This window comes from Roseateles sp. GW821-FHT02E12, from assembly GCF_059421665.1.
Map to the genome: position 1 here is coordinate 1,407,161 of NZ_JBWKVK010000002.1, position 26,750 is coordinate 1,433,910.

At 68.9% G+C, this 26,750-nt stretch carries 20 protein-coding genes and 1 pseudogene; 13 read left to right on the plus strand and 8 right to left on the minus strand.

Annotation, left to right across the window (positions count from 1 at the left end; genetic code table 11):
• The first annotated feature begins 58 nt into the window (after positions 1-58).
• The 5 genes and pseudogenes from rhaS to AC07V5_RS17205 all read left to right on the plus strand — a co-directional run.
• Positions 59-1,060, plus strand: a complete 1,002-nt coding sequence (gene rhaS / locus AC07V5_RS17185) for a rhamnose ABC transporter substrate-binding protein (protein ID WP_495116891.1) — start codon at positions 59-61, stop codon at positions 1,058-1,060.
• A 10-nt stretch (positions 1,061-1,070) separates the two neighbouring features.
• The gene (locus AC07V5_RS17190) at positions 1,071-2,603 is read left to right on the plus strand and encodes a sugar ABC transporter ATP-binding protein (RefSeq protein ID WP_495116892.1); all 1,533 of its coding nucleotides are present in this window, start codon (positions 1,071-1,073) and stop codon (positions 2,601-2,603) included.
• Positions 2,600-3,562: an ABC transporter permease gene (locus AC07V5_RS17195; RefSeq protein WP_495116893.1), complete on the plus strand. Its 963-nt coding sequence runs from the start codon at positions 2,600-2,602 to the stop codon at positions 3,560-3,562. The genes AC07V5_RS17190 and AC07V5_RS17195 overlap by 4 nt, the downstream gene beginning before the upstream one ends.
• On the plus strand, positions 3,559-4,524 hold the full coding sequence (locus AC07V5_RS17200; protein ID WP_495116894.1) for an ABC transporter permease: 966 nt from the start codon (positions 3,559-3,561) through the stop codon (positions 4,522-4,524). Before AC07V5_RS17195 ends, AC07V5_RS17200 begins: the two co-directional genes overlap by 4 nt.
• Before the next feature lie 16 nt (positions 4,525-4,540).
• A pseudogene (locus AC07V5_RS17205) lies at positions 4,541-4,651 on the plus strand (IS5/IS1182 family transposase); the annotation flags it as partial.
• A gap of 22 nt (positions 4,652-4,673) precedes the next feature.
• Here the strand turns inward: AC07V5_RS17205 and AC07V5_RS17210 are convergent.
• The 8 genes from AC07V5_RS17210 to AC07V5_RS17245 all read right to left on the minus strand — a co-directional run bounded on the left by AC07V5_RS17210 (position 4,674) and on the right by AC07V5_RS17245 (position 14,927).
• The gene (locus AC07V5_RS17210) at positions 4,674-5,621 is read right to left on the minus strand and encodes a PDR/VanB family oxidoreductase (RefSeq protein ID WP_495116895.1); all 948 of its coding nucleotides are present in this window, start codon (positions 5,619-5,621) and stop codon (positions 4,674-4,676) included.
• On the minus strand, positions 5,618-6,646 hold the full coding sequence (locus AC07V5_RS17215) for an aromatic ring-hydroxylating dioxygenase subunit alpha (protein ID WP_495116896.1): 1,029 nt from the start codon (positions 6,644-6,646) through the stop codon (positions 5,618-5,620). The genes AC07V5_RS17210 and AC07V5_RS17215 overlap by 4 nt, the downstream gene beginning before the upstream one ends.
• Before the next feature lie 20 nt (positions 6,647-6,666).
• On the minus strand, positions 6,667-7,449 hold the full coding sequence (locus AC07V5_RS17220; protein WP_495116897.1) for an SDR family NAD(P)-dependent oxidoreductase: 783 nt from the start codon (positions 7,447-7,449) through the stop codon (positions 6,667-6,669).
• A 5-nt stretch (positions 7,450-7,454) separates the two neighbouring features.
• Positions 7,455-9,305 (minus strand): feruloyl-CoA synthase, encoded by a 1,851-nt coding sequence (locus AC07V5_RS17225; RefSeq protein ID WP_495116898.1) that lies wholly within the window; start codon positions 9,303-9,305, stop codon positions 7,455-7,457.
• Positions 9,302-10,117, minus strand: a complete 816-nt coding sequence (locus tag AC07V5_RS17230) for a crotonase/enoyl-CoA hydratase family protein (protein WP_495116899.1) — start codon at positions 10,115-10,117, stop codon at positions 9,302-9,304. Before AC07V5_RS17230 ends, AC07V5_RS17225 begins: the two co-directional genes overlap by 4 nt.
• On the minus strand, positions 10,114-11,682 hold the full coding sequence (locus tag AC07V5_RS17235) for an acyl CoA:acetate/3-ketoacid CoA transferase (protein WP_495116900.1): 1,569 nt from the start codon (positions 11,680-11,682) through the stop codon (positions 10,114-10,116). The genes AC07V5_RS17230 and AC07V5_RS17235 overlap by 4 nt, the downstream gene beginning before the upstream one ends.
• Positions 11,679-12,920 carry a thiolase family protein gene (locus AC07V5_RS17240; protein ID WP_495116901.1) on the minus strand — a complete coding sequence of 414 codons (1,242 nt, stop codon included), beginning with the start codon at positions 12,918-12,920 and terminating at the stop codon, positions 11,679-11,681. Before AC07V5_RS17240 ends, AC07V5_RS17235 begins: the two co-directional genes overlap by 4 nt.
• A 210-nt stretch (positions 12,921-13,130) precedes the next feature.
• Positions 13,131-14,927 carry a sigma 54-interacting transcriptional regulator gene (locus AC07V5_RS17245; protein WP_495116902.1) on the minus strand — a complete coding sequence of 599 codons (1,797 nt, stop codon included), beginning with the start codon at positions 14,925-14,927 and terminating at the stop codon, positions 13,131-13,133.
• 283 nt (positions 14,928-15,210) lie between these two features.
• On the opposite strand from AC07V5_RS17245, the gene AC07V5_RS17250 reads away from it, so the two are divergent.
• From AC07V5_RS17250 to AC07V5_RS17285, 8 genes are read left to right on the plus strand one after another with little or no spacing between them, the layout of a single operon-like run.
• The gene (locus AC07V5_RS17250; RefSeq protein ID WP_495116903.1) at positions 15,211-16,674 is read left to right on the plus strand and encodes a benzaldehyde dehydrogenase; all 1,464 of its coding nucleotides are present in this window, start codon (positions 15,211-15,213) and stop codon (positions 16,672-16,674) included.
• 29 nt (positions 16,675-16,703) lie between these two features.
• Positions 16,704-17,471 carry a coniferyl-alcohol dehydrogenase gene (locus AC07V5_RS17255; protein ID WP_495116904.1) on the plus strand — a complete coding sequence of 256 codons (768 nt, stop codon included), beginning with the start codon at positions 16,704-16,706 and terminating at the stop codon, positions 17,469-17,471.
• Between the two features lie 47 nt (positions 17,472-17,518).
• Positions 17,519-19,255, plus strand: a complete 1,737-nt coding sequence (locus AC07V5_RS17260) for a DUF1302 domain-containing protein (RefSeq protein ID WP_495116905.1) — start codon at positions 17,519-17,521, stop codon at positions 19,253-19,255.
• Positions 19,256-19,275: 20 nt separating this feature from the next.
• Positions 19,276-20,634, plus strand: a complete 1,359-nt coding sequence (locus AC07V5_RS17265) for a DUF1329 domain-containing protein (protein WP_495116906.1) — start codon at positions 19,276-19,278, stop codon at positions 20,632-20,634.
• The gene (locus AC07V5_RS17270; RefSeq protein ID WP_495116907.1) at positions 20,634-21,662 is read left to right on the plus strand and encodes a WD40/YVTN/BNR-like repeat-containing protein; all 1,029 of its coding nucleotides are present in this window, start codon (positions 20,634-20,636) and stop codon (positions 21,660-21,662) included. Before AC07V5_RS17265 ends, AC07V5_RS17270 begins: the two co-directional genes overlap by 1 nt.
• 8 nt (positions 21,663-21,670) lie before the next feature.
• Positions 21,671-24,061 (plus strand): efflux RND transporter permease subunit, encoded by a 2,391-nt coding sequence (locus AC07V5_RS17275; RefSeq protein WP_495116908.1) that lies wholly within the window; start codon positions 21,671-21,673, stop codon positions 24,059-24,061.
• Between the two features lies 1 nt (position 24,062).
• The gene (locus tag AC07V5_RS17280; RefSeq protein WP_495116909.1) at positions 24,063-25,637 is read left to right on the plus strand and encodes a methyl-accepting chemotaxis protein; all 1,575 of its coding nucleotides are present in this window, start codon (positions 24,063-24,065) and stop codon (positions 25,635-25,637) included.
• Positions 25,634-26,722 carry an ABC transporter substrate-binding protein gene (locus tag AC07V5_RS17285; RefSeq protein WP_495116910.1) on the plus strand — a complete coding sequence of 363 codons (1,089 nt, stop codon included), beginning with the start codon at positions 25,634-25,636 and terminating at the stop codon, positions 26,720-26,722. Before AC07V5_RS17280 ends, AC07V5_RS17285 begins: the two co-directional genes overlap by 4 nt.
• The last annotated feature ends 28 nt before the right edge of the window (positions 26,723-26,750 follow it).

The window sequence follows — 26,750 nt, forward strand, 5'->3', positions numbered from 1 at the left end:
GGCCGACACCGCCGGGCGAGAACAGATAGCCTTAGCGCCCGCTTTCCAGGAATGCACCATGACCCTCCGTCGCCGCGCGCTGGCGCTCGCCGTTATCGCCGCCACCTCCTGCCTGACCGCACAGGGCGCGCTGGCCGCTGACAAGATCGCCCTCGTCGCCAAGAGCTCGGGCAACGGCTTCTTCATCGCGGCCCATCAGGGCGCGCTCGAGGCGGCCAAGGCGCTGGGCGGCGTGGAGATCGTGCTTGCCAGCCCCGCCAAGGCCACGGCCGAGGGGCAGATCGAGGTCATCAACACGCTGATCGCGCAGAACGTGAAGGCCATCGTCGTGTCCGCCAACGACCCTGATGCGCTGGTGCCGGTGCTCAAGAAGGCCATGGCGCGCGGCATCAAGGTCGTGTCGTTCGACTCGGCGGTGCGCAAGGACGGGCGCCTCGTGCATCTCGCGCCGTCGTCCAATGCACTGATCGGCCAGAAGCTCGTCAGCCTGACGACCGACGCCATCGGCAGCAGCGGCGAGATCGCGGTGTTGTCGGCCACGGCCCAGGCCACCAACCAGAACCTGTGGATTGCGGAAATGAAGAAGGCGCTGGCCCAGCCGGCGTCCCAGGGCTTGAAGCTGGTCAGCGTGGTCTACGGCGACGACCAGACCGACAAGAGCTACCGCGAAGCGCAGGGCCTGCTCAAGAGCTACCCCAAGCTGAAGGCCATCGTTGCGCCGACGACGGTCGGTGTCGCGGCGGCCGCCAAGGCCGTGCAAGACGAGAAGAAGGTCGGCCAGATCTTCGTCACCGGCCTCGGCCTGCCGTCTGAAATGGCCGGGCATGTGCGCAGCGGCGCGGTGAAAAGCTTCGCCATCTGGAACCCGATCGACCTGGGCTACTCGGCCGTCTTCATCGCCCATGGGTTGGTCACCGGCAAGGCGACGGCGAGTGCGGGGTCAAAGATCAGCGTCGGCCGCGTCGGCACGGTCACGCTGGATGCGGACAACGAGGCCGTCATGGCCGAGCCCTTCACCTACGACGCGAGCAATGTCGACAAGTTCGCCAAGTTCTTCTGAGCGAGCCGGGGTGCTCTGCCTGAGGGGCATCCACAAACGCTTCGGGCCGACGCATGCGCTGCGCGGCGTGGACCTGGAACTGCGGCCGGGCCATGCGCTGGCCGTGATCGGCGAGAACGGCGCGGGCAAGTCGACGCTGGTCAAGATCCTCACGGGCGTCCATCAGCCTGACGGGGGCGAACTGTGGCTGGACGGCCAGCCGCTGCGCCTGCGCGACACGCACGCGGCCCAGGCCGCCGGCATCGTCGCTGTGCACCAGGAAACGGTGATGTTCGAGGAGCTGACGGCGGCGGAAAACATCTTCATCGGCCGGCAGCCCCAGCGCGGGCCGAAAGCGCTGCGTGTGGTGGACTGGGCGACGATGAACCGGCAGGCCCAGGAGGTGCTCGACGAGGTGGGGGCAGGCTTTGACGCTACGACGCCGGTCCGGCAGCTCAGCCTGGCCCAGCGGCACTTGATCGAGATCGCGCGGGCGCTGTCGCACCGGGCCCGTGTCGTCATCCTGGACGAACCGACCGCCGCGCTGTCGCAGGCCGAGATCCGTGATTTCTACGGCATCGTGCGGGGCTTGCTGGATCGCGGCGTGGCCGTGCTGTTCATCTCGCACAAGTTCGACGAACTGTTCGCCGTCTGCGACAACTACGTGGTGCTGCGGGATGGCGCCTCGGTCGGCGCCGGGTCCATGAAAGAGGCCAGCGAGCCGGAGCTGCTGCGCCTGATGGCCGGCCGCGGCATCGAGCAGGTGTATCCGCACGCGGACACGCAGCCCGGCGCGGTCGTGCTGGAGGCCCGCGACCTCAGCCACCCGACCGAGTTCGACGGCATCAGCTTTGCGCTGCGCCGTGGCGAGATCCTGGGCTTCTACGGCCTGGTCGGCGCGGGTCGCAGCGAGGTCATGATGGCGCTGATGGGGCTGAAGCCGCTGTCTCGCGGCAGCATCGCCATCGACGGCCGGCAGCAGCGCATCCGTGACCCGGCCGATGCCATCTCGCTGGGGCTGGCCTACGTGCCCGAGGAGCGCCAGCGCCAGGGCGGCATTCTCGATTTCTCGGTGCGGCACAACCTCAGCCTGGCCGCGTTGGCCGGGCCTCGTCATGCGGTGAAGGGCCATGCCTCGCACGGGCCCTGGCTGTCCGCTGTTCGTGAGAGTGCCTTGGCGCAGCGTCTCATCGAACGGTTGAACGTCAAGACCGCCAGCCAGGACACGCCGCTGTCCGGCCTCTCCGGCGGCAACCAGCAGAAGGTCGTCATCGGCAAGTGGCTGGGGCTGAACCCGCGCATCGTCATCCTGGACGAGCCCACCAAGGGCATCGACGTCGGCGCCAAGCAGGCGGTCTATCAACTCGTGGCGGAGATGGTCGAACAAGGGCTGGCGGTGATCCTGGTGTCCTCGGAACTGCCCGAGGTGATGCACCTGGCCCACCGCGTGGTGGTCATGAAGCGTGGCAGGCAGGTGGCCGAGTTCCGGCGCGGCGAGGCGGATGCAGAAACCATCGTGGCTGCAGCTTCGGGCCTTGCGCTGCAAGGCAGGAACGCCGCATGACGCGCCGCGAATGGGCGCTGGCCGCCGTCATCCTGGCCATCACCTTGGCGGTGGGCTTGCGATCCCCCGTGTTCCTCACCCCGCGCAACGCGCTGGACGTTGCCAACGACTCTGCATTGCTCGCCATCCTCGTCGTCGGCCAGATGCCCGTCCTGCTCACGCGCGGCATCGACCTGTCCGTGGCGTCCAATCTTGCCTTGACGGGCATGCTGGTGGCGCTGTTCGGCAAGCTCTTTGCGGGTGCGGGCGCGCCGGTGCTGATCCTGTTGGCGCTGGCTCTGGGCGCGGCGCAGGGCGCCCTCAACGGCTGGCTGATCACACGCTTCGAGTTGCCGCCCATCGTCGTGACGCTGGGCACCATGTCGGTCTATCGCGGTGCCATCTTCCTGGTCAGCGGCGGCGCCTGGGTCAACGACCAGGACATCCACCCGGCGATCAAGACCCTGCCTCGCTCGGAGCTGCTGGGCTTGCCGCTGCTCGTGTGGTTCGCTGCAGCGGTCGCGGCGCTGGGATGGTGGCTGCTGCGCTGGCGCAAGGAAGGGCGTGACCTCTATGCCTGCGGCGGCAACCCGGCTGCCGCGCGGGTCGTGGGCATCCCGGTGGTGCAACGTATTCGCATGGCCTACACGCTGTCTGGCGCTCTGGCTGGGCTCGCCGGCCTGCTGTGGGTTGGCCGCTATGCCATCGCCTTCACCGAACTGGCCGCCGGCTTCGAGCTCACGGTGATCGCGGCCTGCGTCATCGGTGGCATCAGCATCGCCGGCGGTGTCGGCACGGTCGGTGGCGCGCTGCTGGGCGTGCTGTTCATCGGTGTCATCAATGCAGCCCTGCCGGTCATCCATGTCTCGCCGTTCTGGCAGCAGGCGATTGCCGGCGCCGTCATCCTCGTCTCGGTGATGCTGAACTCGCGTGCACTGCGTCAATCGGGGCAGCAGATCCTGGAAAGGCGGACTGCATGAAGGCCTGGGGTTCCTGGGAACGTGTGCTGACGGCGCTGATCGTCGCCGTCTACGTCGGCTTCGGGCTCGGCGTCGATGGCTTTGCCTCCCCCTACGCCATCGCCGACAGCACGACCAATATGTCGGAAAAGGCCTTGATCGCGATGGCCATGGCGCTGCTGATCATCGCGGGCGAGATCGACCTGTCCATTGCCGCGACCATGGCGCTGTGCTCGCTGGCCATGGGCTTTGCGATGCAGGCCGGCGCAGGCGCCGTCGGCATGATCGGTGCGGCCCTGGGTTGCGGCATCGCCTGCGGTGCATTCAACGGCTGGCTGGTCACGCGCTGGCAACTGCCCTCCGTCGTCGTCACCATCGGCACCTTGTCGCTGTACCGGGGCCTGGCCCTGGTGCTGCTGGGCGACCAGGCCATCACGGGCTACCCGGACTGGCTGAGCCAGTGGGGCAACGGCACGCTGGGCGATCTGCTGGGGTGGCCGTGGCTGATCGTGCCGATCGAGTTCGGCGTCATGCTGGCCGTGGCGGTGGCGTGCGTCCTGCTGCAGCACCGCACGGTCCATGGCCGGCGCATCTACGCCATCGGCGCCAACCCCGTGGCGGCGCGCTTTTCCGGCATCGCCGTGCAGCGCTACCGGCTGCTGCTGTTCACGCTGGCGGGACTGATGGCGGCGCTGGCCGCTGTGCAGCTGACCGGCCGCATCGGCAGCACGCGTCCCAACCTCGCCCTCGGCTGGGAGCTGGACGCCGTCACCATCGTCATCCTCGGCGGCGTGGCGATCCAGGGCGGGCGCGGCAGCATCGTCGGTGTGCTGCTCGCGACGGTGCTGCTGGGCGGCTTCACGTTCGCGCTTGGCATGCTGAACGTCTCCGGGATGGTGATGACGACTGTCGTTGGCGGATTGCTTCTCTGCGTCATGGTGCTGCCGCGCGCGGCAAGAAAACCGGCGAAAGCTGCCATGTGATCTCGGAACTCACGAGATGGCGGATCAGCGTCGCTTGCTCAGCAAGGACCACTTCACGGCGGACGGCACGCTGATCCAGGCCTGGGCCAGCCACATGAGCTTTGTGCCGGGCGACGGCGACGACCCCGGCCAGGTCTTGAAGTCCTTGGTCAGGGCAGCTCTAGCACCAGCCTGGCGCTGCGCGATCGCGAACAGCAGGGCGTGAACTGGTCGTTGGCCGCCTGCTCCTCGGGCGTCAGGTAGAGGTCGCGATGCTCTGGTTCGCCGGCGACGACACGGGTGAGGCAGGTGCCACAAACGCCTTGCTCGCAGGACGTGAGCAGGGAGACGCCCGCGGCGATGAGGGCCTCGGCGGCGGTCTGGTCGGCCGCCACCGGGATGATGCGGCCGGAGCCCGCGAGTTCGATCTCGAAGGCGCGGTTCTCGCCCGATGCGAGCGGCTCGGCACCTGCAAAGAACTCGTGGTGGATGCGTTCCCCGGCCCAGCCCAGGCGCATCGCCGCGTTTGTCACCGCGTCGATCAGACGCTTGGGTCCACAGACATAGACATGCGCGCCGGCGTCCTGTGTGGCCAGCAGCCGCTCCACGTCCAGGCGGTCGTGGCCGATATGGAAATGCGCCACCTCGGCCCAGGCGCTCGCCTCGATCTCGGCGCGGAAAGCCATGCGCTGCGCGCTGCGCGCCGCGTAGTGAAACTCGAAGTCGGCATCTTCACCGGCGAGCTGGCGGGCCATCGCGAGGATGGGCGTGATGCCGATGCCGCCGGCGATCAGCAGGCTGCGGCGAACCTGGGGTGCCAACGGGAAGTGGTTCTTGGGCGCGCTCACCTGCAGCGTTTGCCCCGGCGCCAGCTGTTCGTGCACTGCTCGCGAGCCGCCACGCGATTGGGCATCGAGCAGAACGCCGAGCACGTAGCGGTGGGTCTCGGCGGGATCGTTGCTGATCGAGTACTGGCGGACGATGCCGCCGGGCAGATGGACGTCTACATGGGCGCCGGCCGTAAAGGCCGGCAGGGTGCCGCCGTCGGCGGCCACGAGGGTGAGGGCGCAAATGCCCTGCGCGGCCGGTTCCTTGGTCTCGATGCGGACGGTGATCATGTCTGCGCCGCCATCACGCGTTCGATGACCTTGCGCGACTGCACGCCGCCGCCGTCGATGTTGAGCATCAGCAGCTGGCGCTGCGGCCAGGCCAGCAGGTTCTGCTGCTGGCGCTCCAGCATCTCCTGGTCTTCGCCAAATATCTTGCCCTGGCCCTCTCGGATCTGGGCCGTCAGCGCTTCGTCCTGCGGCTTGAACTTGCGCGCCATGCCCCAGAAGTAGTGGATGGAGGTGTCGGTCTCCGGCGTGATGAAGTCAACCACCCAGCTTGCCGCCTTGACGGCGTCGGGCGCGTCATAGCCTCCTTGGCCGGCCAACGCGACGCCGACCTCGATCATGATGTGGCTGGGTGGCGTGAAGTGGCAGATCTGCCAGCGGTCCACGGGCTGGTCGTCGGGCAGGCCATTCATGCGTAGCGCCATCTTCCAGAACGGCGGCGCCTCGATGCCCTGCATGTAGCGCTCGGTGATGACGTGGTCGCCCTCGACGCGGGTCGTGCAGGGGATCTCGTCGATCTCCTTCTGACCGATGCTGTTGGCATGCACATAGGTCTCGTGCGTGAGGTCCATCAAGTTGTCGACCATCAGCCGGTAGTCGCAGGCGATGTGATACAGCCCGCCGCCGTAGCCGAAGGCGGGGTTGCCCAACCACTCGAAGGCGGGCAGCTGGGTCGCGTCGGCCTTTGTGGCATCTCCCGGCCAGACCCAGATGAAGCCGTGTGCCTCATGAACCGGGAAGCTGCGGATGGCCGGGAAACCGCGCACGCGTTGGCAGGGCATGGAGACGGTCTTGCCGTCGCAACCCATGGCCAGGCCGTGGTAGCCGCAAACCAGGGTGTCGCCCGTAACGCGGCCCAGCGACAGCGGCGCGCCGCGATGGGGACAGAAGTCCTCCACCGCGCTGACGGCGCCAGCGCTGTTGCGGAAGAAGGCCATCGCGTGGTTGCACACCTTGCGACCGAGGGGCTTGTCAGTGCCGACCTCGTCGCTGCGGGCGGCCACGTACCAGGTGTTGGTGATGAACATGGGGTCGTGTCCTTTCAGATTCAGCGTGGCGCCATGCGCAGGGCGCCGTCCAGGCGGATGACTTCGCCGTTGAGGTGGCCGTTGGCGACGATGTGGGCAGCCAGTGCCGCGAATTCCTCGGGTTGGCCGAGGCGCTTGGGGAATGGGATGGAGGCCGCGAGAGACTGCTGTACCTCGTCAGGCAGTTCCTGCATCAGCGGCGTGGCGAAGAGGCCCGGCGCGATGGTGCAGACGCGCACGCCGAACTGTGCGAGGTCGCGCGCCAGTGGCAGGGTCATGCCGACGATGCCGCCCTTGGAAGCCGAGTAGGCCTCCTGGCCGACCTGGCCGTCGAAGGCAGCGACCGAGGCGGTGTTGATGATGACGCCGCGCTCGCCCTCAGCCGGTGGCCCCAGCGGGGCGAGGGCCACCATGCGGCTTGCCGCCAGGCGCGTGACGTTGTAGGTGCCGATCAGGTTGATGCGCACGACGCGCTCGAAGTCTTCCAGCGGCGCGGGAGAGCCGTCGCGCTGAACGATGCGCTTGGCGCTGCCGATGCCGGCAATGTTCATCAGGATGCGGGCCGGGCCGTGGGCAGCCGAAGCCGCGTCCAGCGCGGCGGTGACGGAGGCAGCGTCGGTGATGTCGCAGCGCAGGGCGAGCGCGTGGTCAGCGCCGATGTCGGCGGCCACGCGCCGGGCGCCGGCTTCATTGATGTCGAGCAGGGCGACGCGGGCGCCTTGGGCGGCGAGTGCACGTGCCACGGCTTCGCCGAGGCCGGAGCCAGCGCCGGTGACGAGGGCGGCTTGTCCAGAGATGTTCATGAGGGTCAGCGGTGTGGGGTGATGACGTCGGGGTGGCCGGCAGCGGCCTCGTGCAGCAGCTCGACCAGGGCCGCGCGACGGCTCAACACGGCGCGCTGGTTGATCGAGCCTTTGTCGGTGATCTCACCGCCGTCGATGGATGGCGGTTCGGCAAGCAGAAGCAGCCGGGCAGGGCGGTTGGCGCTGCCCGTGCCCTGGGCCCAGAGCTGGTTGGCCAGTGCCTGGAAGAAATCACGCACGGCTGCGTGGTTCAGCACGTCGGCGGCGGGGGCGGTGTCGGGAAGTTCGGCCAGGCGGCGAGCTTCATTCACGCGCGGCACGATCAGCAGGCCGATCTCGTCGCGGCCCAGGCCGGTAACGACGGCGTCGTGCACGCAGGGGAAGCCCAGCGCGATCACGCGGGCGCGCAGCGGGCCGACGCTGACGAAGGTGCCGGTGGAGAGCTTGAAGTCCTCGGCGATGCGGCCGTCGAACATCAGGCCCTGCGTGAGGTCGGTGGGGTCGGTGGGCCGGGCGGCGTCGCCGGTGCGGTAGTAGCCCTCGTCGTCGAAAGCTTCCCAGGTCAGCGCGGGCTCGCGCCAGTAGCCGGGCATGACGTTGGGGCCACGGAAGCGCACCTCGGTCTTGTCTTCGGCCGGCACGAGCTTGACGTCGACGCCGGGCACGGGCCAGCCGATGAAGCCGGCGCGGGCTTCCTCGGGAACGGCGAAGGTGCACGTGGGCGCGGTTTCGGTCATGCCGAGGCCGGCCGCGAGGCGGATGCGCTCGCCGATGGCGGCCTCGGCGAGTTGGTTGAAGGCGTCGAGCGTCTTCTGCGACAGCCCTGCGCCGCCGCACTCGACCAGTTGAAGCCGGCTGAAGAAATGGTCGCGCAACGCAGCGTCGGCCTGCAGCGCCGAGACGAGTTCGTCGAAGCCCTTGGGCACGTTGAAGAAGATCGTCGGCGCCACCTCGCGCAGGTTGCGCAGCGTGGCCTCGAAGCGGCCCGGCACGGGCTTGCCCTCGTCGATGTAGAGGCTGCCGCCGTTGTAGAGCATGATGCCGAGGTTGTGGTTGCCGCCGAAGGTGTGGTTCCAGGGCAGCCAGTCCAGCACCACCGGCGGCCGCTCGGCCAGGAAGGGCATGGCCTGCAGCGTCATCTGCTGGTTGGCGCACCACATGCGCTGGGTCACGACCACGCCCTTGGGCGCCTTGGTCGAACCCGAGGTGAACATCAGCTTGACGATGGTGTCGGGGCCGACCTGGGCGTGGGCGGCATCCAGCGCGGGGCCGGGCGGTGTATCGAGCAGGTCGGCGAAGCGCTCCGTGGTGCGGCCTTCGAGCCGGCCGTCGCCCAGGACGACACGGGTGTCGGCCGCCACCGTGGCTTCGATGGCCCGCGCATAGCTTGCGTCCGCCGCGTAGACCGCGCCTGGCGTGGCTTTGGAGAGGATGTGGCGCAGGCGGCCGAAATCGGTCGAGACCAGCGAATAGGCCGGCGAGATGCTGACGCTGGGAATGCCGGCCCACATCGCGCCCAGCATCAGGCTCAGATGCTCGAGGTCGTTGTCGGACAGGATGACCAGGGGCCGCTCGACGCCGAGGCCCCGGTCCAGCAAGGCTTGGCCGAGGGAGCGTGCGCGCTCGATCATCTCGGCATAGCCGACGCAGTGCCATGAGCCATCGGCACCCCGCTGTGCCGCCAGTAGCCGGTCCGGCGCCAACTGAGCCCAATGCGCCAGGCGCTCGCCCAGTTGCCAGGGATAGGTCGCCAACGGCTCGGTCGAGCGCAGCACGAAGCCACCGTCGGCACGGTGCTCGACACTGGCGTTGCTCAGGCAGCCGCCGATGGCGACGGGGCGGTAGCGCGGCTTCACGACTTCACGACCTTGGGTGTGCGCTTTTGCAGGAAGTCCTGCAGCCGCTGCTTGGCCACATCGTCGCCTTGCGCGATGGCCGCCATGAGGGATTCCATGAAAAGACCGTCGGCCTGCGACAGGTCGGCGATGCGCGGCAAGGCTTGGATCACGGCGAAGTTGGACAGCGGTGCGTTCTGCGCGATGCGCCCGGCCAGTTCGATGGCCTTGGCGACAGCCTGGCCGGCCGGCACCACGTACTGCACCAGGCCGCGCTGCACGCCCTCAGCGGCATCCAGCACGCGCCCGGTGAGCATCATGTCGGTCATGCAGGCCACGCCGGCCAGTCGTGGGATGCGGACCGACCCGCCGCCGCCGACAAAGATGCCGCGCTGCCCTTCTGGCAGGCCGAAATAGGCGGTTGCATCGGCAACGCGGATGTGGGTGGAGGCCGCCAGCTCCAAGCCGCCCCCCACCACGGCGCCATGCAGCGCGGCCACGACAGGTACCGAGCAGAACTGGATGGCGTCCATGACGACATGCCAGCCGCGCGAATGCAGCACGCCTTCGGCCACGCTGCGCTCGCTGAGGTCCGACAGGTCGAGACCGGCGCAGAAGTGGTCACCCTCGCCGCTGATGACCAGGGCCTTGGTCGACGCCGGCAGGTTGAGCACGGCGGTGTGCAACTGCCGCATCAGCTCTTCGTTGATGGCGTTGCGCTTGGCCGGGCGGCTCAGGCACAGGTGCGTGACCGCGCTGGCGTGTTCGATACGCAGCAGCTTGAGTTCGGCCAGCAGGCCACTGGCGGGGAGGAAGTCGGTGGCGGCGTTCATGCGTGGTTTGGTGTGGAGAGAGCAGCGGCCAGGCCGCCCCAGTGTTCAAGGAAGAGGCCGGCGTCCATGGTCTTCACGTCGCGCATCAACGGGCGGAATTCCATGTGGGCCAGCACGTCGCGTTCGAGGTCAACGCCGGGCGCGATCTCGGTCAGTTCCAGGCCGTCCGGGCGGAGCGCGAACACGGCGCGCTCGGTGACGAAGAGCACCTCCTGGCCGCGCCGTGCGGCATCACGGCCGTTGAAGGTGATCTGCTCGACCTGTTCGACGAACTTGCGCGCGCGGCCTTCCTGGCGGATGTGCAATTGGCCATCCGCCACCGCGAGGTCCACGCCACCGGCGGTGAAACTGCCGCAGAACACCAGCCGAGGCGTGGAGGCCGTGATATTGATGAAGCCGCCGCAGCCGACGGGCCTGCCGTTGAACTTGCTGACGTTGACGTTGCCGTGGCGGTCGGTCTGGGCCAGGCCCAGGAAGCTGCAGTCCAGGCCGCCGCCGTCGTAGAAGTCGAACTGCGAGGACTGCTCGATGATGGATTCGGCGTTGTAGGCCAGGCCGAAGTCACCGCCCTGGGCCGGCACGCCGCCGTTCACGCCACATTCCACGCTGAGGCTGAGCAGCCCTGCCACACCTTCCTCGGCGGCCACGCCCGGGATGCCGGCCGGAATGCCGATGCCGAGGTTGGTGACGGCGCCGGGTTGCAGCTCCATGGCGGCGCGGCGCGCGATGACCTTGCGCTCGTCCAGCGGCAGCGCCGGCAGGCTGCCCAGCGGCACGCGCACATCGCCGCTGAAGGCTGGGTTGAAGGCCGTCGTGATGGTCTGAAGGTGGTTCTCCGGCTTGGCAACGACGACGTAGTCCACCACCAGGCCCGGCACCTTGACGCTCTTGGGATGCAGGCTGCCGGCTGTGACGACAGCCTCGACCTGGGCGACGACGATGCCGCCACAGGCTCGCGCGGCCTGGGCGATGGCGAGTTGCTCCAGCAGGATGCCTTCCTTGTCCATGCTGAGGTTGCCGCGCTCGTCGGCATAGGTCGCGCGGATGAAGGCGACGTCGATGCGGGGCGAGGGGTGGAAGAGCCACTCCTCGCCCTCGAACTCGACCAGGCGAACGAGATCTTCGCGAGCGGCAGCGTTGAGCTTGCCGCCTTCCAGGCGCGGATCCACGAAGGTGCCCAGGCCCACCTTGGTCAGCAGGCCCGGCGAGCGGCTGGCGATGTGGCGCGTGAGGCTGGACAGCGAGCCCTGCGGGAAGTTGTAGGCCTCGACCTCGCCGGCATGGACTATGGCCATCATGGCCTTGCCCGTCTGCCCGAAGTGCCCGGCCACAACACGCTTGACCATGCCCGGGTGGGCCAGGTGCGCCATGCCGCCGCTGCCGGCGTTGCCGATGGCGCCGCAGGCCCAGGTGGTGAGCTGGCGCGGATGGCCGGTGGTGAGGAAGTGGCGTTCCAGCCCCTGCAGCACTTCCTCGGCCAGGCCCATCATGGCCAGGCCGCCGAGGAAGAGGGTGGCGCCGTCATTGACGAGGGGGCCGACCTGGTCGGCAGTGATGATCTTCATGCTTGGGGGTTCTCGATGAGCAAGGCCATGCCCTGGCCGCCGCCGACGCAGGCGGAGACGACGGCGTAGCGGCCGCCGCGACGCTGCAACTCGCGCGCGGCCGTGAAGGTGAGGCGCACGCCGGTGGCCGCGAGCGGGTGGCCGAGCGCGATGGCGCCGCCGTTGACGTTGAGCTTGGCCAGGTCCAGCCCGAGCTCCTTCACGCAGGCCAGGGTCTGGGCGCCCTGGGCCTCATTGATCTCGAAGAGGTCGATGTCGGACAGCTTGAGCTCGCAGCGCGCCAGCAGCGAGCGGATGGCCGGCGCGGGGCCGATACCCATGATCTCGGGCGGCACACCGGCCGCAGCCGCGCCGCGCAGCCGGGCAAGGGGTTGCAGCCCGCGGTTGCGCACCTGGGCGCCGGAAGCCACGACGACGGCCGCTGCGCCATCGACCAAGGCCGAGGAGTTGCCGGCCGTCTGCACGCCGCCTTCATAAACCGTGCGCAACGCCGACAGCGCTTCGAGGGAAGAGGGGCGGGGATGGGTGTCGCGGTCTGCAGCGGCCACCTTGCGGGGCAGCTGGATGCCGCGCGGCACGTAGCCTGCCAGCTCGAAGCGCTCGGTCGTGACCGGCGCGATCTCGCCCTCGAAGAAGCCTTCGGCCTGGGCACGCAGCGCGCGCTCGAAGGAGGTGGCGGCGTAGGCATCCACCTCGGCGCGGGTGATGCCGTATTTCTTTGCCAGGTTCTCGGCCGTCTGGATCATCGAGACCTTGGCGGCGGGGTCGTCGAGCGCCTCCCACAGGAAGTCCTTGAACTCAACCGGTGCCCCAAGCTTGAAGCCGCTGCGGTGGGTGTAGGCGCAGATCGGATTGCGTGACATGGACTCGGCGCCCACCACCAGCGCGAGGCTGGCATAGCCAAGGGTGATCTGGTCTGCAGCCTGGCGAATGATCTCGAAGCCGCTGCCGCAGATGCGCTGCACGAGGATGGCCGGCACCTCGATCGGCACGCCGGCATACAGGCCGATATGACGTGGCAACACGAAGGCGTCGAAAGAGGCCTGGGCCATGGAGGCCGTGACGACCGAGTCGATGGCGCTGCCCGGCACGCCGGTGCGCTCCAGCGCGGCGCGGGCGGCCTTGATGCCGAGGTCGATCGGCGAGACCTCGGCGAGCGCACCGCAGTAGTCCACCAGAGCTGTGCGGGCGCCACCAAGCAGCCAGTGGTCGTCGAATCGAGCAGAGAAGTTGGGCATTGGATCGAGTGCAGAGTGCTGCTAATGATTAATATTATTAACTAAATCATCGAACCAAATCCTAGGGTTTGCACCGATCTCGCGCTCGACTATCTGAAGGTTTCCCCCTTTGTTCTGCGGCTATTTTCCCGTGATGGCGCATGGAGGGGGAGTGCACAATCGCCCAGCCCGTTGGTAAAAATTGTTTTCAAAAACAACTATTTTGAGTGCTTAGCTCGAAGCCTGCGTAGCTCGCTGCAGCCGGTAGGCCAGCTGGGCCCTCGTGATGCCGAGCCGTCGCGCGGCAGCGGCGAGGTTGCCGTTCTCGGCCTCGGTGGCTTCCTGCAGCAGTTGCCGCTCAAGGTCCTCCAGTGCGACGTGGCCGGCGCCGCCGGGTTGCAGTGCTTCGCCGAGCAGATCGAGCAGGCGCGGCGGCGGCGCGGCACTCTTCTGCAGGGTGCCATGGGCGCCGATGGCCAGCAGCGCCTCGTCGCTGAGTTGTTCGCGGCGGAACATGTGGGCCACGTCGATGGCCGCGCCGTCCTCGGCCGAGATGACGCCGCGCTCTACCAGGTTCTGTAGCTCGCGGATGTTGCCGGGGAAGGCGTAGTGCAGCATCGCCCGCACGGCCCGGGGCGTGAAGCCGGTTGGTTGGCGGCCGTGCCTTTGCGCCTCGCGGCGCAGGAAATGCGTCATCAGCAGTGGAACGTCATCGCGGCGCTCGCGCAGCGGCGGCAGGTGGATGGGGTAGACGTTGAGGCGGTAGTAGAGGTCTTCGCGGAAGCGCCCGGCACGCACCTCGGCCTGCAGGTCTACATTCGTCGCGGCGACGACGCGCACATCGACCTCCAGGACGCGCGTACCGCCCACCCGCTCGACCTCGCCCTCCTGCAACGCCCGCAAAAGCTTGCCCTGGCTGACGAGGCTGAGCGTGCCGATCTCGTCGAGGAACAGCGTGCCGCCGTCCGCACGCTCGAAGCGGCCGGGGCGCGACTGGCTGGCGCCGGTGAAGGCGCCGCGTTCGACGCCGAAGAGTTCGCTCTCGATCAGCGTCTCCGGGATGGCCGCGCAGTTCACCGCGACGAAGGCCTGGGCCGCGCGCGGGCTGATGCGATGCAGTCGCCGTGCGAAGGCCTCCTTGCCTACGCCCGACTCGCCGGTGAACAGCACGGTGGCGCGCGTGCCGGCCACACGGGCCAACTGGTGGCAGGCGGAGTTGAAGGCCGAGGACGCGCCGACGATGTCATGGCGCTCCGCGGGGGGGCGTTCTTCGGGCTCGGTGGAAGTCGCGGCCGGCGGCACTTCAACGGGTGCCGACTCGCTGGCGTTCAAGCGGCGGAAATCCTTGGCTTCGAGGTAGCGCAGGTCTTCGCTGATGTCGCCCCAGGCGGCGGCGTGACGGCCGATCACGCGGCAGACGCTTGCGCCCATCGAGCGGCACTCCACCTCGCGAAAGATCACGAGCTGACCGAACAGGCTGGTCACATAGCCCGTGGCATAGCCCACCTGAGACCAGCAGGCCGCCTCTGTGCCCACGCCGTAGGCGCTGATGTGCTCGTCGTCCTCGCTGGAATGCTCCCACAGGAACTCGCCTTCGTAGGTGCCCCGGTCGATGTCGAAATCGAAGGCCAGCGGCGTCACCTTGACCACGCCTTCGAGCGCATGCAGCCGCGTGCCGGCCATGAAGACATTGGCCGCATCGGCATTCGGCCAGCGTTCGCGCACGAGCTGGGCATCGCGAGCGCCCGACACATAGCCGGCCCGCGTCAGCAGTCCACGTGCGCGCTCCATGCCCAGCGTGTCGATCAGCTCGCGGCGCATGTGGCCCACGGCTGAGCTGTGCAGCAGCAGCATTCGCTGGTCGTTCAGCCAGATGCGGCCGTCGCCGGGCGAGAAGAACAGCGACTCGGTCAGGTCGCCCATCGTGGGCGCCTGACCCTCGACGAAGTGCTTGCTGTCGCCGCGCCGCAGCATGGTGCCGGTCTGGCGGGCCACCTCGGCCAGGGAGATGCGGGGCGGTTTGGTCATAGGGTGATGAATTGAGCAAATCGGCGGATTGCCGTGGTCCCGAATTGTTTTCATTTCATAAATATCTGACTCAAGGGATAACCCGCAACGACGGCATTCACATAGGGGCAAGGGAAAGTCCCAGGAGAGGCTGATGCTTTCACTCTGAAACCGATCGGTCGTGGCGCAGCGGTGCACCTTGCTGGCGCGGCCCACGGGTACGGCATGGCACACGCGTTGCACTGCAAGTGGGCAAGCGAGCACCGAGTTCGCGCCTTTCGCAACCCACTTCAGCAGCCCTGCCATGACCACTCGACTCCTACTCGACCCCACCCTGTGGCGTGAACATCTGTACAGCGGCGGTTGGCGCGCTGCGTCCCAGTCAGCCGACCTGATCGAGCCCGCGACGGGCGCCGTGCTGGTGCGGACCGGCCGTGCCGTGGCCGCCGACGTGCAGCCCGCCGCAAGCGCCGCCGCCGGAGCCCAGGCCGCCTGGGCCGCGATGCCACCGCGCGAGCGCGCCGCCGTGTTCCTGCGCGCCGCCCAGCTGTTCCAGCAGCATTTCGACGAGCTGGCGCTCTTCGTGACCCGTGAGAGTGGCGCCATCCTGCCCAAGGGCCAGCACGAGCTCCGCGAGGCCATTGCCTTCTGCCAGATCGCGGCCTCAATGCCGTTGCAGTCGCAGGGCCAGGTCTTGCCGAGCACGCCGGGCCGCATGTCCCTCGCGCGGCGTGTGCCGCTCGGCGTCGTAGGCGTCATTTCGCCCTTCAACTTCCCGCTCATCCTGACGCTGCGCGTCGTCGCCCCGGCGCTGGCCGCGGGTAACGCAGTCATCATCAAGCCCGACCCGCGCACGCCGGTCAGCGGCGGCTTCATGATCGCCCAGGTCTTCGAGGCCGCCGGCCTACCGGCAGGCCTGCTGCATGTGCTGCCCGGCGGCGCGGACGTGGGCGAGGCGCTGGTCACAGACCCGGCCGTCGCCATGATCTCCTTCACCGGCTCGGCCGGCGTGGGTCGCCGCATCGGCGAGCTGGCGGGTCGGCACCTGAAGAAGGTCTCGCTGGAACTCGGCGGCACCAACGCCCTTGTCGTGCTGGACGATGCCGACCTGGACCTCGCCGCCAGCAACATCGCCTGGGGCGCCTGGCTGCACCAGGGCCAGATCTGCATGGCCAGCAACCGCGTGCTGGTGCACGAGGCAATCGCGCCCGCCATCACCGAGCGCTTGGTGGCCAAGGCCCAGCATCTGCCGGTGGGTGACGGCGCCACCGGCCAGGTGGCCCTCGGCCCATTGATCGACGAGCGCCAGCGCGACCGCGTGCACGCCGCCGTGCAGGCCAGCGTCAAGGCCGGCGCCCGGCTGCTGGCCGGCGGCACTTACGAGCGCCTCTTCTACAAGCCCACCGTGCTGGCCGGCGTGAAGCCGGGCATGCCGACCTTCGAGGACGAGACCTTTGGCCCCGTCGTCAACCTCATCACCTTCAAGACCGACGAGGAGGCCGTGGCCCTGGCCAACCACAGCCACGGCGGCCTGGCGGCCGGCGTCATCTCCAAGTCGGTGGGCCGCGCGCTGGCGCTGGGCCAGCAGCTGCGCGCCGGCATGGTCCACATCAACGACCAGACCGTCAACGACGACGCGGTCAACCCCTTCGGCGGCCCTGGCATCGCCGGCAACGGCAACTCGCACGGCGGCCCCGGCGACTGGGAGCAGTTCAGCACCTGGCAATGGCTGACGGTGAAGGACACGCCGCCGCAATTCCCGTTCTGAACCGACAACAAACCGATAGGAGACATGTCATGAACTTCCAAGGCAAGACCATCGTCATCACCGGCGCCAGCTCCGGCATCGGCGCCGAGACGGCGCGCTTCCTGCGCCTCAAGGGTGCCCGCGTCATCGGTGTGGACCGCAACGAGCCGCTGCTGACGCTGGACGGCTTCATCAAGGCCGACCTGTCCGAGCAGGCTGCCATCGATGCCGCCTTCAAGCAACTGCCCGAGCGCTTCGACGCGCTGTGCAACATCGCCGGCGTGCCAGGCACGGCCCCGGTGGACCTGGTGGCCCGCGTCAACTACCTGGGCCTGCGCCACCTCTGCACCCGCGCCATCGAGCGCCTTCCGCAGGGCGGCGCCATCGTCAACATCGCCTCCATCCTGGGCGCCGAGTGGCCGGCCCGGCTGGACCTGCATAAGGCCCTGGCCGAAACGCCGAACTTCGAGGCCGGTCTGGCCTTCCTGGCCAAGAAGCCGGTGGCGCAGGAGACCTGCTACCAGTACTTCAAGGAAGCGCTGATCGTCTGGACGCTCACCCAGTCGCAGAAATGGTTCCTGAACAACGGCGTGCGCATGAACTGCGTGGCGCCCGGCCCGGTGCTGACGCCCATCCTCGGCGACTTCGTGCAGATGCTCGGCGAGGAGCGCGTGCAGAAGGACTCCCACCGCATCAAGCGCCCCGCGCTGGCCGACGAGGTCGCGCCGGTGGTGGCCTTCCTGTGCGCGGACGAGTCGCGCTGGGTCAGCGGCATCAACCTGCCCGTGGATGGCGGGCTGGCATCGACCTACTACTGAAGTTCCAAGCGGGCCCATGAGCCCGCACCCACAACCGAGGAGACAAGATGACAAGACCCACCCGCCACGCGCTGGCGGTGGCGGCAGCGCTCGCGCTGCCCGCCGCTTCCCACGCCTTTGACATCGAGCTGCCCAGCAGCGACTACAAGCTGCGTCTGGACCTGACGCCCAAGTACAGCACCGCCGTGCGGCTGAAGAGCCCGTCCGACGCGCTGACGCGGCTGGACGTGGCCGTCGACCCTGGCACCGTCAATGAAGACGACGGCGACCACAATTTCAAGCGCGGCCAGATCTCCAACCGCTTCGACCTGCTGGCCGAGCTCGACCTCGCCGGCCCCGGCTGGGGCGCCCGGCTGAGCGGCAGCGCCTGGCGTGACTCGGTCTATCTGCGCCAGAACAGCTATGCGGGTACCGCGCTGTACGCCGGCGGCAATGCCCTCGGCCCGGTCATCCCGACGTCCAACACCTTCGGCGGCCAGGCCAGCAACGACTTCCTGCCCGATACCCGCCGCCAGCATGGCCAGAGCGGCGAGTTCCTGGACGCCTTCGTCTACCTCAAGGGCGAGGTTGGCGGCATGAAGAGCACTGTGCGCATCGGCCGCCACACGCTGCAATGGGGCGAGAGCCTGTTCTTCGGCCAGAACGGCATCGCCAACGCGCAGGGGCCGGTCGACGTCGCCAAGATCGTCTCGGTGCCGGGCTGGCAGTTCAAGGAAGTGCTGCTGCCGGTCGAGCAGGTGTCCGGCTCGCTGCAGATCGCCGAAGGCGTCTCGCTGGGCGCCTATTACCAGCTCAAATGGCGGCCCAGCAAGATCCCGGGTGTCGGCAGCTTCTTCTCCAACCAGGACTACGTCGGCACCGGCACCGTCAACTTCGGCCTGACGCCGCAGGGCGCCCCCATCCTGCTGAGCTACGACAAGAGCAAGGACCTGCGGCCGCGCAACTCGGGGCAGGGCGGCCTGCAACTGCGCCTCAGCCCGACGGGCGGCGACTATGAGTTTGGCCTCTACGCGGCGCAGTACCACGACAAGACGCCCGCCGTGCCGGTGTTCGATTTCGTCAACGGCAACGTGCACCTGGCCTATGGCGACAACATCAAGACGGTCGGCGCCAGCGTCACGTCGTCGGTGGGCCAACTCAATTGGGCCGTCGAAGGCTCGGTGCGCTGGAACGCGCCGCTGAACAGCGACCCCGCGGTGCTGGGCCTCGGCCCCGTGCTGGCCTGCGGCGGCAGCGCCAACCCCTGCTTCGCCGTCGGCCGCACGGCCCATCTGCAGGCCTCGGGCATCTACGTGCTGCAGCCCGGCGCGCTGTGGCAGGGTGGGGCGGTGGTGGCCGAGCTGGCCTACAACCACCGGCTCAGCATCACCAAGGACATCTTCGCGACCCCGACCGGCGCCAGCATGGGCATCGGCGGCCTGGACCCGAACACCACCAAGGGTGCCTTCGCCTTCCGCATGCTCTTCGAGCCGCAGTACTTCCAGGTGCTGGCGGGGCTGGACCTCTCCGTGCCCATCGGCCTGGGCTACAACTTTGGCGGCCGCTCCTCGTCCATCGCCAACTTCGCGGGCGGCGCGGCCAGCGCGGGCGACTTCAGCATCGGCCTGAAGGGCAAGTACCAGAACGCCTGGAACTTCGCGCTGACCTACAGCGACTTCTTCGGCACCGCCAAGACCTTCACCGAGACCCTCGTGGCCGGCAGCGGCTCGCCGCGCCAGCTCAGCTTCGGCCAGTCGCTGCGCGACCGCGCCAACCTGAGCTTCACCGTCTCGCGCACCTTCTGAAGCCCCACGGAGCACGTCACATGAACCGCACTCATCTCAAGGCCACGCTGCTGGCCACCGCCCTGCTGCTCGCTGGCCCGGCCCTCGCCGCCGTGTCGGCCGATGAAGCCGCCAAGCTCAAGACCACGCTGACCCCGCTGGGCGCCGAACGCGCCGCCAACAAGGACGGCACGATCCCCGCCTGGGACGGCGGCCTGACCAAGGCGCCCGCCGGCTTCAAGGCTGGCGATGCCCGGCCCGACCCCTTCGCCGCGGAGAAGCCGCTGTACAGCATCAACGCCAAGAACATGACGCAGTACGACGCCAAGTTGAGCGATGGCGTCAAGGCGCTGATGAAGAAGTACCCCGACTTCCGCATCGACGTCTACCCGACCCATCGAACGGCCGCCGCGCCGCAATGGGTCTACGACAACACCTTCAAGAACGCCACGCGCGCCAAGCTTGTCGACAACGGCCAGGGCACTGAAGGCGCCTATGGCGGCACGCCGTTCCCCATTCCCAAGGACGGCTATGAGGTGTTCCAGAACCACCGCCTTGCGTGGGTCGGCACCTACGCGCAGGCGCCGGTGCGCGTCTGGGTCGTGACGGCCGACGGCAAGCGCGCGATGGCGTCGGGCGGCACGCAGAACTTTCGCAAGCAGTACTACGACCCCGAGGGCAGCCTGGAGAAATTCGACGGCTATGCGGGCCTGGGCAAGTTCGTCGTCAGCGAGCCGGGCTCCAAGGCGGGCGAGGCCATCCTCGCGCACGACAACCTCAACGCGAGCAACCCGCGCGGCCTGTGGCAATACCTGGTGGGCCAGCGCCGCGTGCGCAAGGCACCGTCGGTGGCCTACGACACGCCCGACTCGGTGACCTCGGGCATCGGCCTCTTCGACGAAGCCTTCATGCTCTTCGGCCCCATCGACAAGCACAACCTCAAGCTGGTCGGCAAGCGCGAGCTCTACATCCCCTACAACAACAACCGGGCGGCATCGGCCAAGGTGGCGGACCTTGTCACCCCCAACACGCTGAACCCCGGCGTCGTGCGTTGGGAACTGCACCGCGTCTGGGAAGTCGAGGCCACGCTGGCCGATGGCAAGCGCCACGTGGTCCCAAAGCGCAAGTACTACATCGACGAGGACAGCTGGCAGATCATGCTGTTCGACGGCTGGGACGCCAAGGGCGAGCTCTGGCGCACCAACTACACGCTGACCCTGCTGGCGCCGGACATTCCGGCCATCGTCGGCAATATGTTCTGGGGCGGCTACGACCTGCAGACTGGCGCCTACTACCTCAACATGGCCAGCAACGAGTTGGCCAGCCAGTACAAGGTCGTGGCACCGCTGCCGCGCAGCTTCTTCAGCCCTGAAGAGCTCGCCAACGAAGGAGCCAGGTGATGCGAAGGCTGGCGGCCCTGACGCTGGCCTGTGCTGCCGTGTCGGCCCAGGCTGCCGCACCGGCGCCGGCCGCGCTGACCGAGCCCGCGCTCGTCAGCCCGAAGGCGTTGGGCGCAGCCACGCTGGCCGTGGCCCGCGCCGGGGAGCGTCTCGTCGCCGTGGGCGAACGCGGCACGGTGCTGTGGTCCGACGACGGCGGCAAGGCCTGGCAGCAGGCCCAGGTGCCGGTGCGCTCCGGGCTCACGGCACTGCGCTTCATCGATGCGAACCACGGCTGGGCCGTGGGCCACCTCGGCGTCATCCTGAAGACGAGCGACGGCGGCAAGACGTGGACCAAGCAGCTCGACGGCCTGCAAGCCGCTCAAGCAGTGTTGGCCGCCGCCACCGACGACGCCGGCCGCCGCTCCGCGCAGCGCCTGGTGGAGGAGGGCGCCGACAAGCCCTGGTTCGACCTCGACGCCATCGACGCGCAGCAGGCCGTCGCCGTCGGCGCCTACGGCCTGGCGATGGCCACGCGCGACGGCGGCAAGACCTGGCAGGCGCTGCCCACGCGCGCCGCCAACCCGCGCGGCCTGCACCTCTACGGCGTGCGCGCCGTCGACGGGCAATGGTTCATCGCCGGCGAACAGGGCCTGCTGCTGCGCTCCGCCGACGGCGGCGCCAGCTTCACGGCGCTGGCCTCGCCCTACAAGGGCAGCTTCTTCGGCCTGCTCGCCTCGCACACCGGCGCGCTGCTGGCCTATGGCCTGCGCGGCAGCGTCTTCCGTTCGACCGACGCCGGCGCGAGCTGGGACAAGGTCGAGCTCGGCATGCCACTGAGCCTGCAGGCCGGCATCGAGCAGCGCGGCGAACTGACGCTGCTGGCCCAGAGCGGCGAACTGTTCACCAGCGGCGACGACGGCCGCAGCTTCACGCGCAAAGCCGCGCCCGCCGGACCCTTGCCGGCCGCCGGCCTGGCCGCCGCACCCGATGGCGCCTGGGTCATCGCCAGCCTGCGCGGCACGCGCCGCGCCTCACCCACTCCCTGATCTCGACGATGCACGCCGCCACCGACACGCTGGGCGCCCAACCGGTGATCACCCAGCTCGATGACTTCGACACCCGCTCCGGCTCCTGGCCCGAACGGCTGCTCTTCAACCACCGGCCCTGGGTCATGCTGCTGTGCCTGCTGGCCACGCTGTGGCTGGGCCAGCAGGCCTTCAGGCTGACGCTCAACGCCAGCTTCGAGAAGACCATCCCGACGCTGCACTCCTACATCGCCAACTACCTGGCGCACAAGGCCGACCTGGGCGGCCAGGGCAATGCGCTGCGCATCGTCGTCGAGGCCAGGAAGGGCACGATCTACGACAAGACTTACCTCGACACGCTGCAGAAGATCAGCGACGAGATCTACCTGATGCCGGGCGTGGACCGGCCCTTCATGAAGTCGCTGTGGACGGCCAACACGCGCTGGGTCGCCGTCACCGAGGAGGGGCTGGACGGCAACACCGTCATGGGCGACAGCTACGACGGCTCGCCCGCCGCGCTGGCCGAGGTGCGTGCCAACGTCGAGCGCTCCGGCGAGATCGGCCAGATCGTCGCGGGCGACGCCAAGTCCAGCATCGTCTTCGTGCCGCTGCTGGACGTGAACCCCAAGACCGGCCAGGCCCTGGACTACGGCGACCTCGGTCGCCAGGTCGAGGCGCTGCGCGCCAAGTACGACAGCGACGCCATTGCGCTGCACGTGACCGGCTTCGCCAAGGTCATGGGCGACCTCATCGAGGGCTTGCAGCAGGTGCTCGTCTTCTTCGCCGTGGCGCTGGTCATCTGCGCCGGCGTGCTGTGGGGCTACACGCGCTGCGTGCGCAGCACCGTGCTCGTCGTGGCCTGCTCGCTCATCGCCGTGGTGTGGCAGTTTGGCCTGCTGGCGCTGCTGGGCTATGCGCTGGACCCGTACTCGGTGCTGGTGCCCTTTCTCGTCTTCGCCATCGGCATGAGCCACGGCGCGCAGAAGATGAACGGCATCATGCAGGACGTGGGTCGCGGCACCCACCGCGTGGTGGCCGCGCGCTACACCTTCCGCCGCCTCTTCGTCGCCGGCCTCACCGCGTTGCTGTGCGACGCCGTCGGCTTCGCGGTGCTGGCGTTGATCAAGATCCAGGCCATCCAGGACCTGGCCCTGGTGGCCAGCATCGGCGTGGCGGTGCTGATCTTCACCAACCTCGTGCTGCTGCCCATCCTGCTGTCCTATGTCGGCGTGAGCCCGGCGGCAGCGAAGCGCAGCCTGCGCGACGACCCCGAGTTCAGCCCCAAGGCCGGCAGCTCCTGGATGTGGCGCCAGCTCGACCGCTTCACACAGCGCGGCCCGGCCGTGGCGGCCATCGTGGTGTCGACGGCGCTGGCCGTCGCCGGCTATGCGGTCAGCACGCGGCTGCACGTCGGCGATCTCGACCCCGGCGCCCCCGAGTTGCGTGCCGACTCGCGCTACAACCGCGACAACGACTACGTCACCCAGCACTATGCGGCGTCCAGTGACATCCTCGTCGTGATGGTCTCCACGCCCGAGGACCAATGCACCCGCTACGGCACGCTGGCCAAGGTCGACCAGCTCGCCTGGCAGCTGGAGCAACTCCCCGGCGTCGAGTCCACCAACTCCATGGCGGCGCTGTCCAAGCTCGCCATGGTGGGCTACAACGAGGGCCAGCTGAAGTGGTACGAGCTGATCCCCAACGACAGCGCGCTGGGCGGCGTGCAGACGCGCGCGCCGCGTGAGCTCTTCAACCAGGGCTGCTCCTTCCTGTCGCTCTACGTCTACCTGAAGGACCACAAGGCCGAGACGCTCACGAGCGTCGTCGGCACGGTCGAGGCCTTCATGAAGGCGAACTCGACCAAGGACGAGCGCTTCATGCTCGCGGCCGGTTCGGCCGGCATCGCCGCGGCCACCAACATCGTCGTCAAGCAGGCCATGAACGAGATGCTGTGGTGGGTCTATGGCGCCGTGGTGGTGCTGTGCTGGCTGACCTTCCGCTCCTGGCGGGCCGTCGTCGTGGCGGTGCTGCCGCTGGTGCTGACGTCCATCCTGTGCGAGGCGTTGATGGTGGGCTTGGGGATGGGCGTCAAGGTGGCCACGCTGCCGGTCATCGCGCTGGGCGTGGGCATCGGCGTGGACTACGCGCTCTATGTGCTCAGCGTCATGCTCGCCAAGCTGCGCGCGGGCGAGAGCCTGTCGGCGGCCTATCTGCATGCGCTGCAGTTCACGGGCCGCGTCGTGATGCTGACCGGCGTCACGTTGGCGTTGGCGGTGGGCACCTGGGCGCTGTCGCCCATCAAGTTCCAGGCCGACATGGGCATCCTGCTGGCCTTCATGTTCGTGTGGAACATGGTCGGGGCGCTGGTGCTGCTGCCGGCCCTGGCGCATTGGCTGCTGAAACCGGCCCGGAGCGTTTGAGATGTTCACGAGCCTTGTCGGTCGCGTCTGGCTCGGCATGGGCGGGCTGCTGGCGCTGCTGCTGCTGATTGCCGGCATCGGCCTGGTCCAGTCCCAGGCCGTCGAGACCCGGCTGCTGTCGGCCCAGGCCGAGGCGCAGCGGCTGACGGCCTCCGCGCGCCGCATGCACGACCGCGTGACCGACGCCTACCTGGCCACGCTGCTGGCCACCATGGTCGACGACCCCGAGGACTTGAAGTTCGAGCTGGGCAGCCTGGACAAGGCCATGGCTGCGTATCGGACGCAGTTCGACGAGGTCTTCAAGCAGCCAGCCGAAGCCTTGGCCTCGCGCGCCGATGAACTGCGCCGCGCGGAGACCGAGTTGGCACCCTTGCTGTCCAGTTCCGTCAAGCGCCTTCAACGCGCAGCCGCGGACGCCGGCGCCCAGTACCAGCACGACTCGGCCATCCAGGAACTGGTCGTCAGCAGCCTCAAGCCTTTGTTCGACCAGTGGCTGCGCGCCATCGATGCGCTGGGCACGGCCGCAGCCGAGGCCAGCGAGGCGGCCAGCGAGCAAGCCTCGGCCGACGCGCGCTGGGGACGCTGGGCACAGGCCGGCATCGTGGCCGTGGGCTTGACCCTCGGGCTGCTCGGCGCGCTGAGCGTGGCACGCGGCCTGACCCGCCCCGTGCGCGAGGCCGTGGCCGTCGCCGCCCGCGTGGCCGAGGGCGACCTGGGGCGCGCCGTGCCGGCCGGCGGCGCGGACGAGATCGGGCAACTGCTGGGTTCGCTAGGCGAGATGCAGGCCGGCCTGCACCGCCTGGTCGCTTCCGCGCGCGAGGCGTCGGAGCAGATCGATGCCTCGGCCGGCGAGGTCGCGTCGGGCATCTCGGACCTTTCGCGGCGCACCGAACTCGCGGCCGCCGAACTGCAGCGCACCGCCGCGGCCACCGCCCAGCTGTCGGCCGGCGTGCAGGCCCTGGCCGATTCGGCCGGCAGCGCCGGCACTGTCACTCACAACGCCACGCAAGCCGCGCTCGCAGGCAATGCCGCGATGGACCGCGCCCAGGCGCTGATGGGTGCCATCGGCCAGAGCTCCGAACGTATCGCCGGCATCGTCGGCGTCATCGACAACATCGCCTTCCGCACCAACATCTTGTCGCTCAATGCCGCCGTCGAGGCCGCCGACGCAGGCGAGCATGGCCGGGGCTTCGCCGTCGTGGCGGGCGAGGTGCGCCTGCTGTCCAAGGGCGTGGCCGACGCTGCCCAGGACATACGCCGCCTCGTCGAGTCCTCGGCCCAGGAGGTCAAGGCTGGCCAGGCGCTGGTGACGCAGGCCGGCCGTGCCATGCAGGACACCGTGGCCGCCGTGGAGCGGCTGACCGACTTCCTCGGCCGCATCGCCGCGGCCATGCCGGCCCAGGCCAGCCAGGTCGCCTCGGTGGATCGGGCCGTGCAGGCGCTGGAGCAGGTGACCCAGCAGAACGCCGCGCTGGTGGAGCAGGGCGCGGCATCGGCTGCCGCGCTGGGTGACCAGGCGTACCGGCTGAAGTCCTTGGTCGCGGTCTTCCGGCTCCAAGAGGAGGGTGGCCCATGAACTGGCGCGCTTGGGTACTGGGGCTGGGCCTGCTGCCAGCCGTCGCAATGGCCGAGCAGGCGCCGCTGGTGCTGGGCCAATCCCTGCCGCTGTCTGGCCCGGCCTTCCCCATCAGCAACCGCGTGCAGGCCGGTGCCAAGGCCTTGGTGGAGCGCGTCAATGCCCATGGCGGCATCGCCGGGCGGCGCCTGGAACTGGTGAGCCTGGACGACGGCGGCGACCCCCAGCGCCGTGCGGCCAACCTGCGCAAGCTGGCCCGCGAGCACCAAGCGCTGGCCTTCGTCAACTGCCTGGGCGAGCGTGCCTGCCTGCAGACCGCCACGCTCGCTCGCGAGTTGGGCGTGCCGCTGGTCGGCCCCTTCTCCGGTGCCGCCGCGCTGAACCAGCCCCAGGTGTTCAGCCTGCGACCCGAGGACAAACGCGAGGCCGAGGCCCTGGTTGGGCAACTGCGGGCCATTGGCATCGAGCAGGTCGCCCTGCTGGGCGATGGCGACGAGCCCGCCCGCGAGCGGGCCCTGGCGGCCGCCTTGCAGGCTGCCGGCATCCGCACCCAACTGCTGTCCATGCGCGCCGATGCCGCCGCCACGGCGCGCGAGCTGGCTGCTGCTTCGCCACAGGCCCTGGTGCTCAACCTCGGCCCCGAGTCGCTGGACCTGCTGACCCGCCACGAGGAAACCTGGCGCGCAGCGGTGCCGCTGACCGTGGCGGCGTTGTCCTCGCCCGGCCTCACGCAGCTGACGCGGCTGCTGCGCGACCGGCTGATCGGCTTCACCAGCGTCGTGCCCAACCCCGAGGTCTCGCAGCTGCCGCTGGTGCGCGAGTTCGAGCGCGATGCCGATGCCTACGTCGGCCCCGAGGCGCTGAGCCTGGAGGGGCTGGCGGCCTATATGCACCTGCGTGTCTGCGCCGAGGCGCTGCGCCGTGCGGGCAACCGGGTCGACGGCCCGGCGTTGGCAACCGCGCTGGAAAACCTGGGCTCGCTCGACATCGGTGGCTTTGTCGTGCGCTTCAGCCCGCGCCAGCACCGCGGCTCCGAGCACGTCGAGATCGGCCTGCGCGGCCGCGACGGGCGCCTGCGCCGCTGAACCTGATGAACCCACGAAGGAGATCTTC

Bases quoted from the DNA above. Each gene is read 5' to 3' on its own strand.
- AC07V5_RS17210 (WP_495116895.1), bottom strand. From the start codon at position 5,621: ATGATCACCGTCCGCATCGAGACCAAGGAACCGGCCGCGCAGGGCATT.
- AC07V5_RS17200 (WP_495116894.1), top strand. From the start codon at position 3,559: ATGAAGGCCTGGGGTTCCTGGGAACGTGTGCTGACGGCGCTGATCGTC.
- AC07V5_RS17195 (WP_495116893.1), top strand. From the start codon at position 2,600: ATGACGCGCCGCGAATGGGCGCTGGCCGCCGTCATCCTGGCCATCACC.
- AC07V5_RS17230 (WP_495116899.1), bottom strand. From the start codon at position 10,117: ATGAACGCCGCCACCGACTTCCTCCCCGCCAGTGGCCTGCTGGCCGAA.
- AC07V5_RS17270 (WP_495116907.1), top strand. From the start codon at position 20,634: ATGCGAAGGCTGGCGGCCCTGACGCTGGCCTGTGCTGCCGTGTCGGCC.
- AC07V5_RS17215 (WP_495116896.1), bottom strand. From the start codon at position 6,646: ATGTTCATCACCAACACCTGGTACGTGGCCGCCCGCAGCGACGAGGTC.
- AC07V5_RS17250 (WP_495116903.1), top strand. From the start codon at position 15,211: ATGACCACTCGACTCCTACTCGACCCCACCCTGTGGCGTGAACATCTG.
- AC07V5_RS17240 (WP_495116901.1), bottom strand. From the start codon at position 12,920: ATGCCCAACTTCTCTGCTCGATTCGACGACCACTGGCTGCTTGGTGGC.
- AC07V5_RS17255 (WP_495116904.1), top strand. From the start codon at position 16,704: ATGAACTTCCAAGGCAAGACCATCGTCATCACCGGCGCCAGCTCCGGC.
- AC07V5_RS17285 (WP_495116910.1), top strand. From the start codon at position 25,634: ATGAACTGGCGCGCTTGGGTACTGGGGCTGGGCCTGCTGCCAGCCGTC.
- AC07V5_RS17260 (WP_495116905.1), top strand. From the start codon at position 17,519: ATGACAAGACCCACCCGCCACGCGCTGGCGGTGGCGGCAGCGCTCGCG.
- AC07V5_RS17265 (WP_495116906.1), top strand. From the start codon at position 19,276: ATGAACCGCACTCATCTCAAGGCCACGCTGCTGGCCACCGCCCTGCTG.
- rhaS (WP_495116891.1), top strand. From the start codon at position 59: ATGACCCTCCGTCGCCGCGCGCTGGCGCTCGCCGTTATCGCCGCCACC.
- AC07V5_RS17235 (WP_495116900.1), bottom strand. From the start codon at position 11,682: ATGAAGATCATCACTGCCGACCAGGTCGGCCCCCTCGTCAATGACGGC.
- AC07V5_RS17275 (WP_495116908.1), top strand. From the start codon at position 21,671: ATGCACGCCGCCACCGACACGCTGGGCGCCCAACCGGTGATCACCCAG.
- AC07V5_RS17245 (WP_495116902.1), bottom strand. From the start codon at position 14,927: ATGACCAAACCGCCCCGCATCTCCCTGGCCGAGGTGGCCCGCCAGACC.
- AC07V5_RS17280 (WP_495116909.1), top strand. From the start codon at position 24,063: ATGTTCACGAGCCTTGTCGGTCGCGTCTGGCTCGGCATGGGCGGGCTG.
- AC07V5_RS17220 (WP_495116897.1), bottom strand. From the start codon at position 7,449: ATGAACATCTCTGGACAAGCCGCCCTCGTCACCGGCGCTGGCTCCGGC.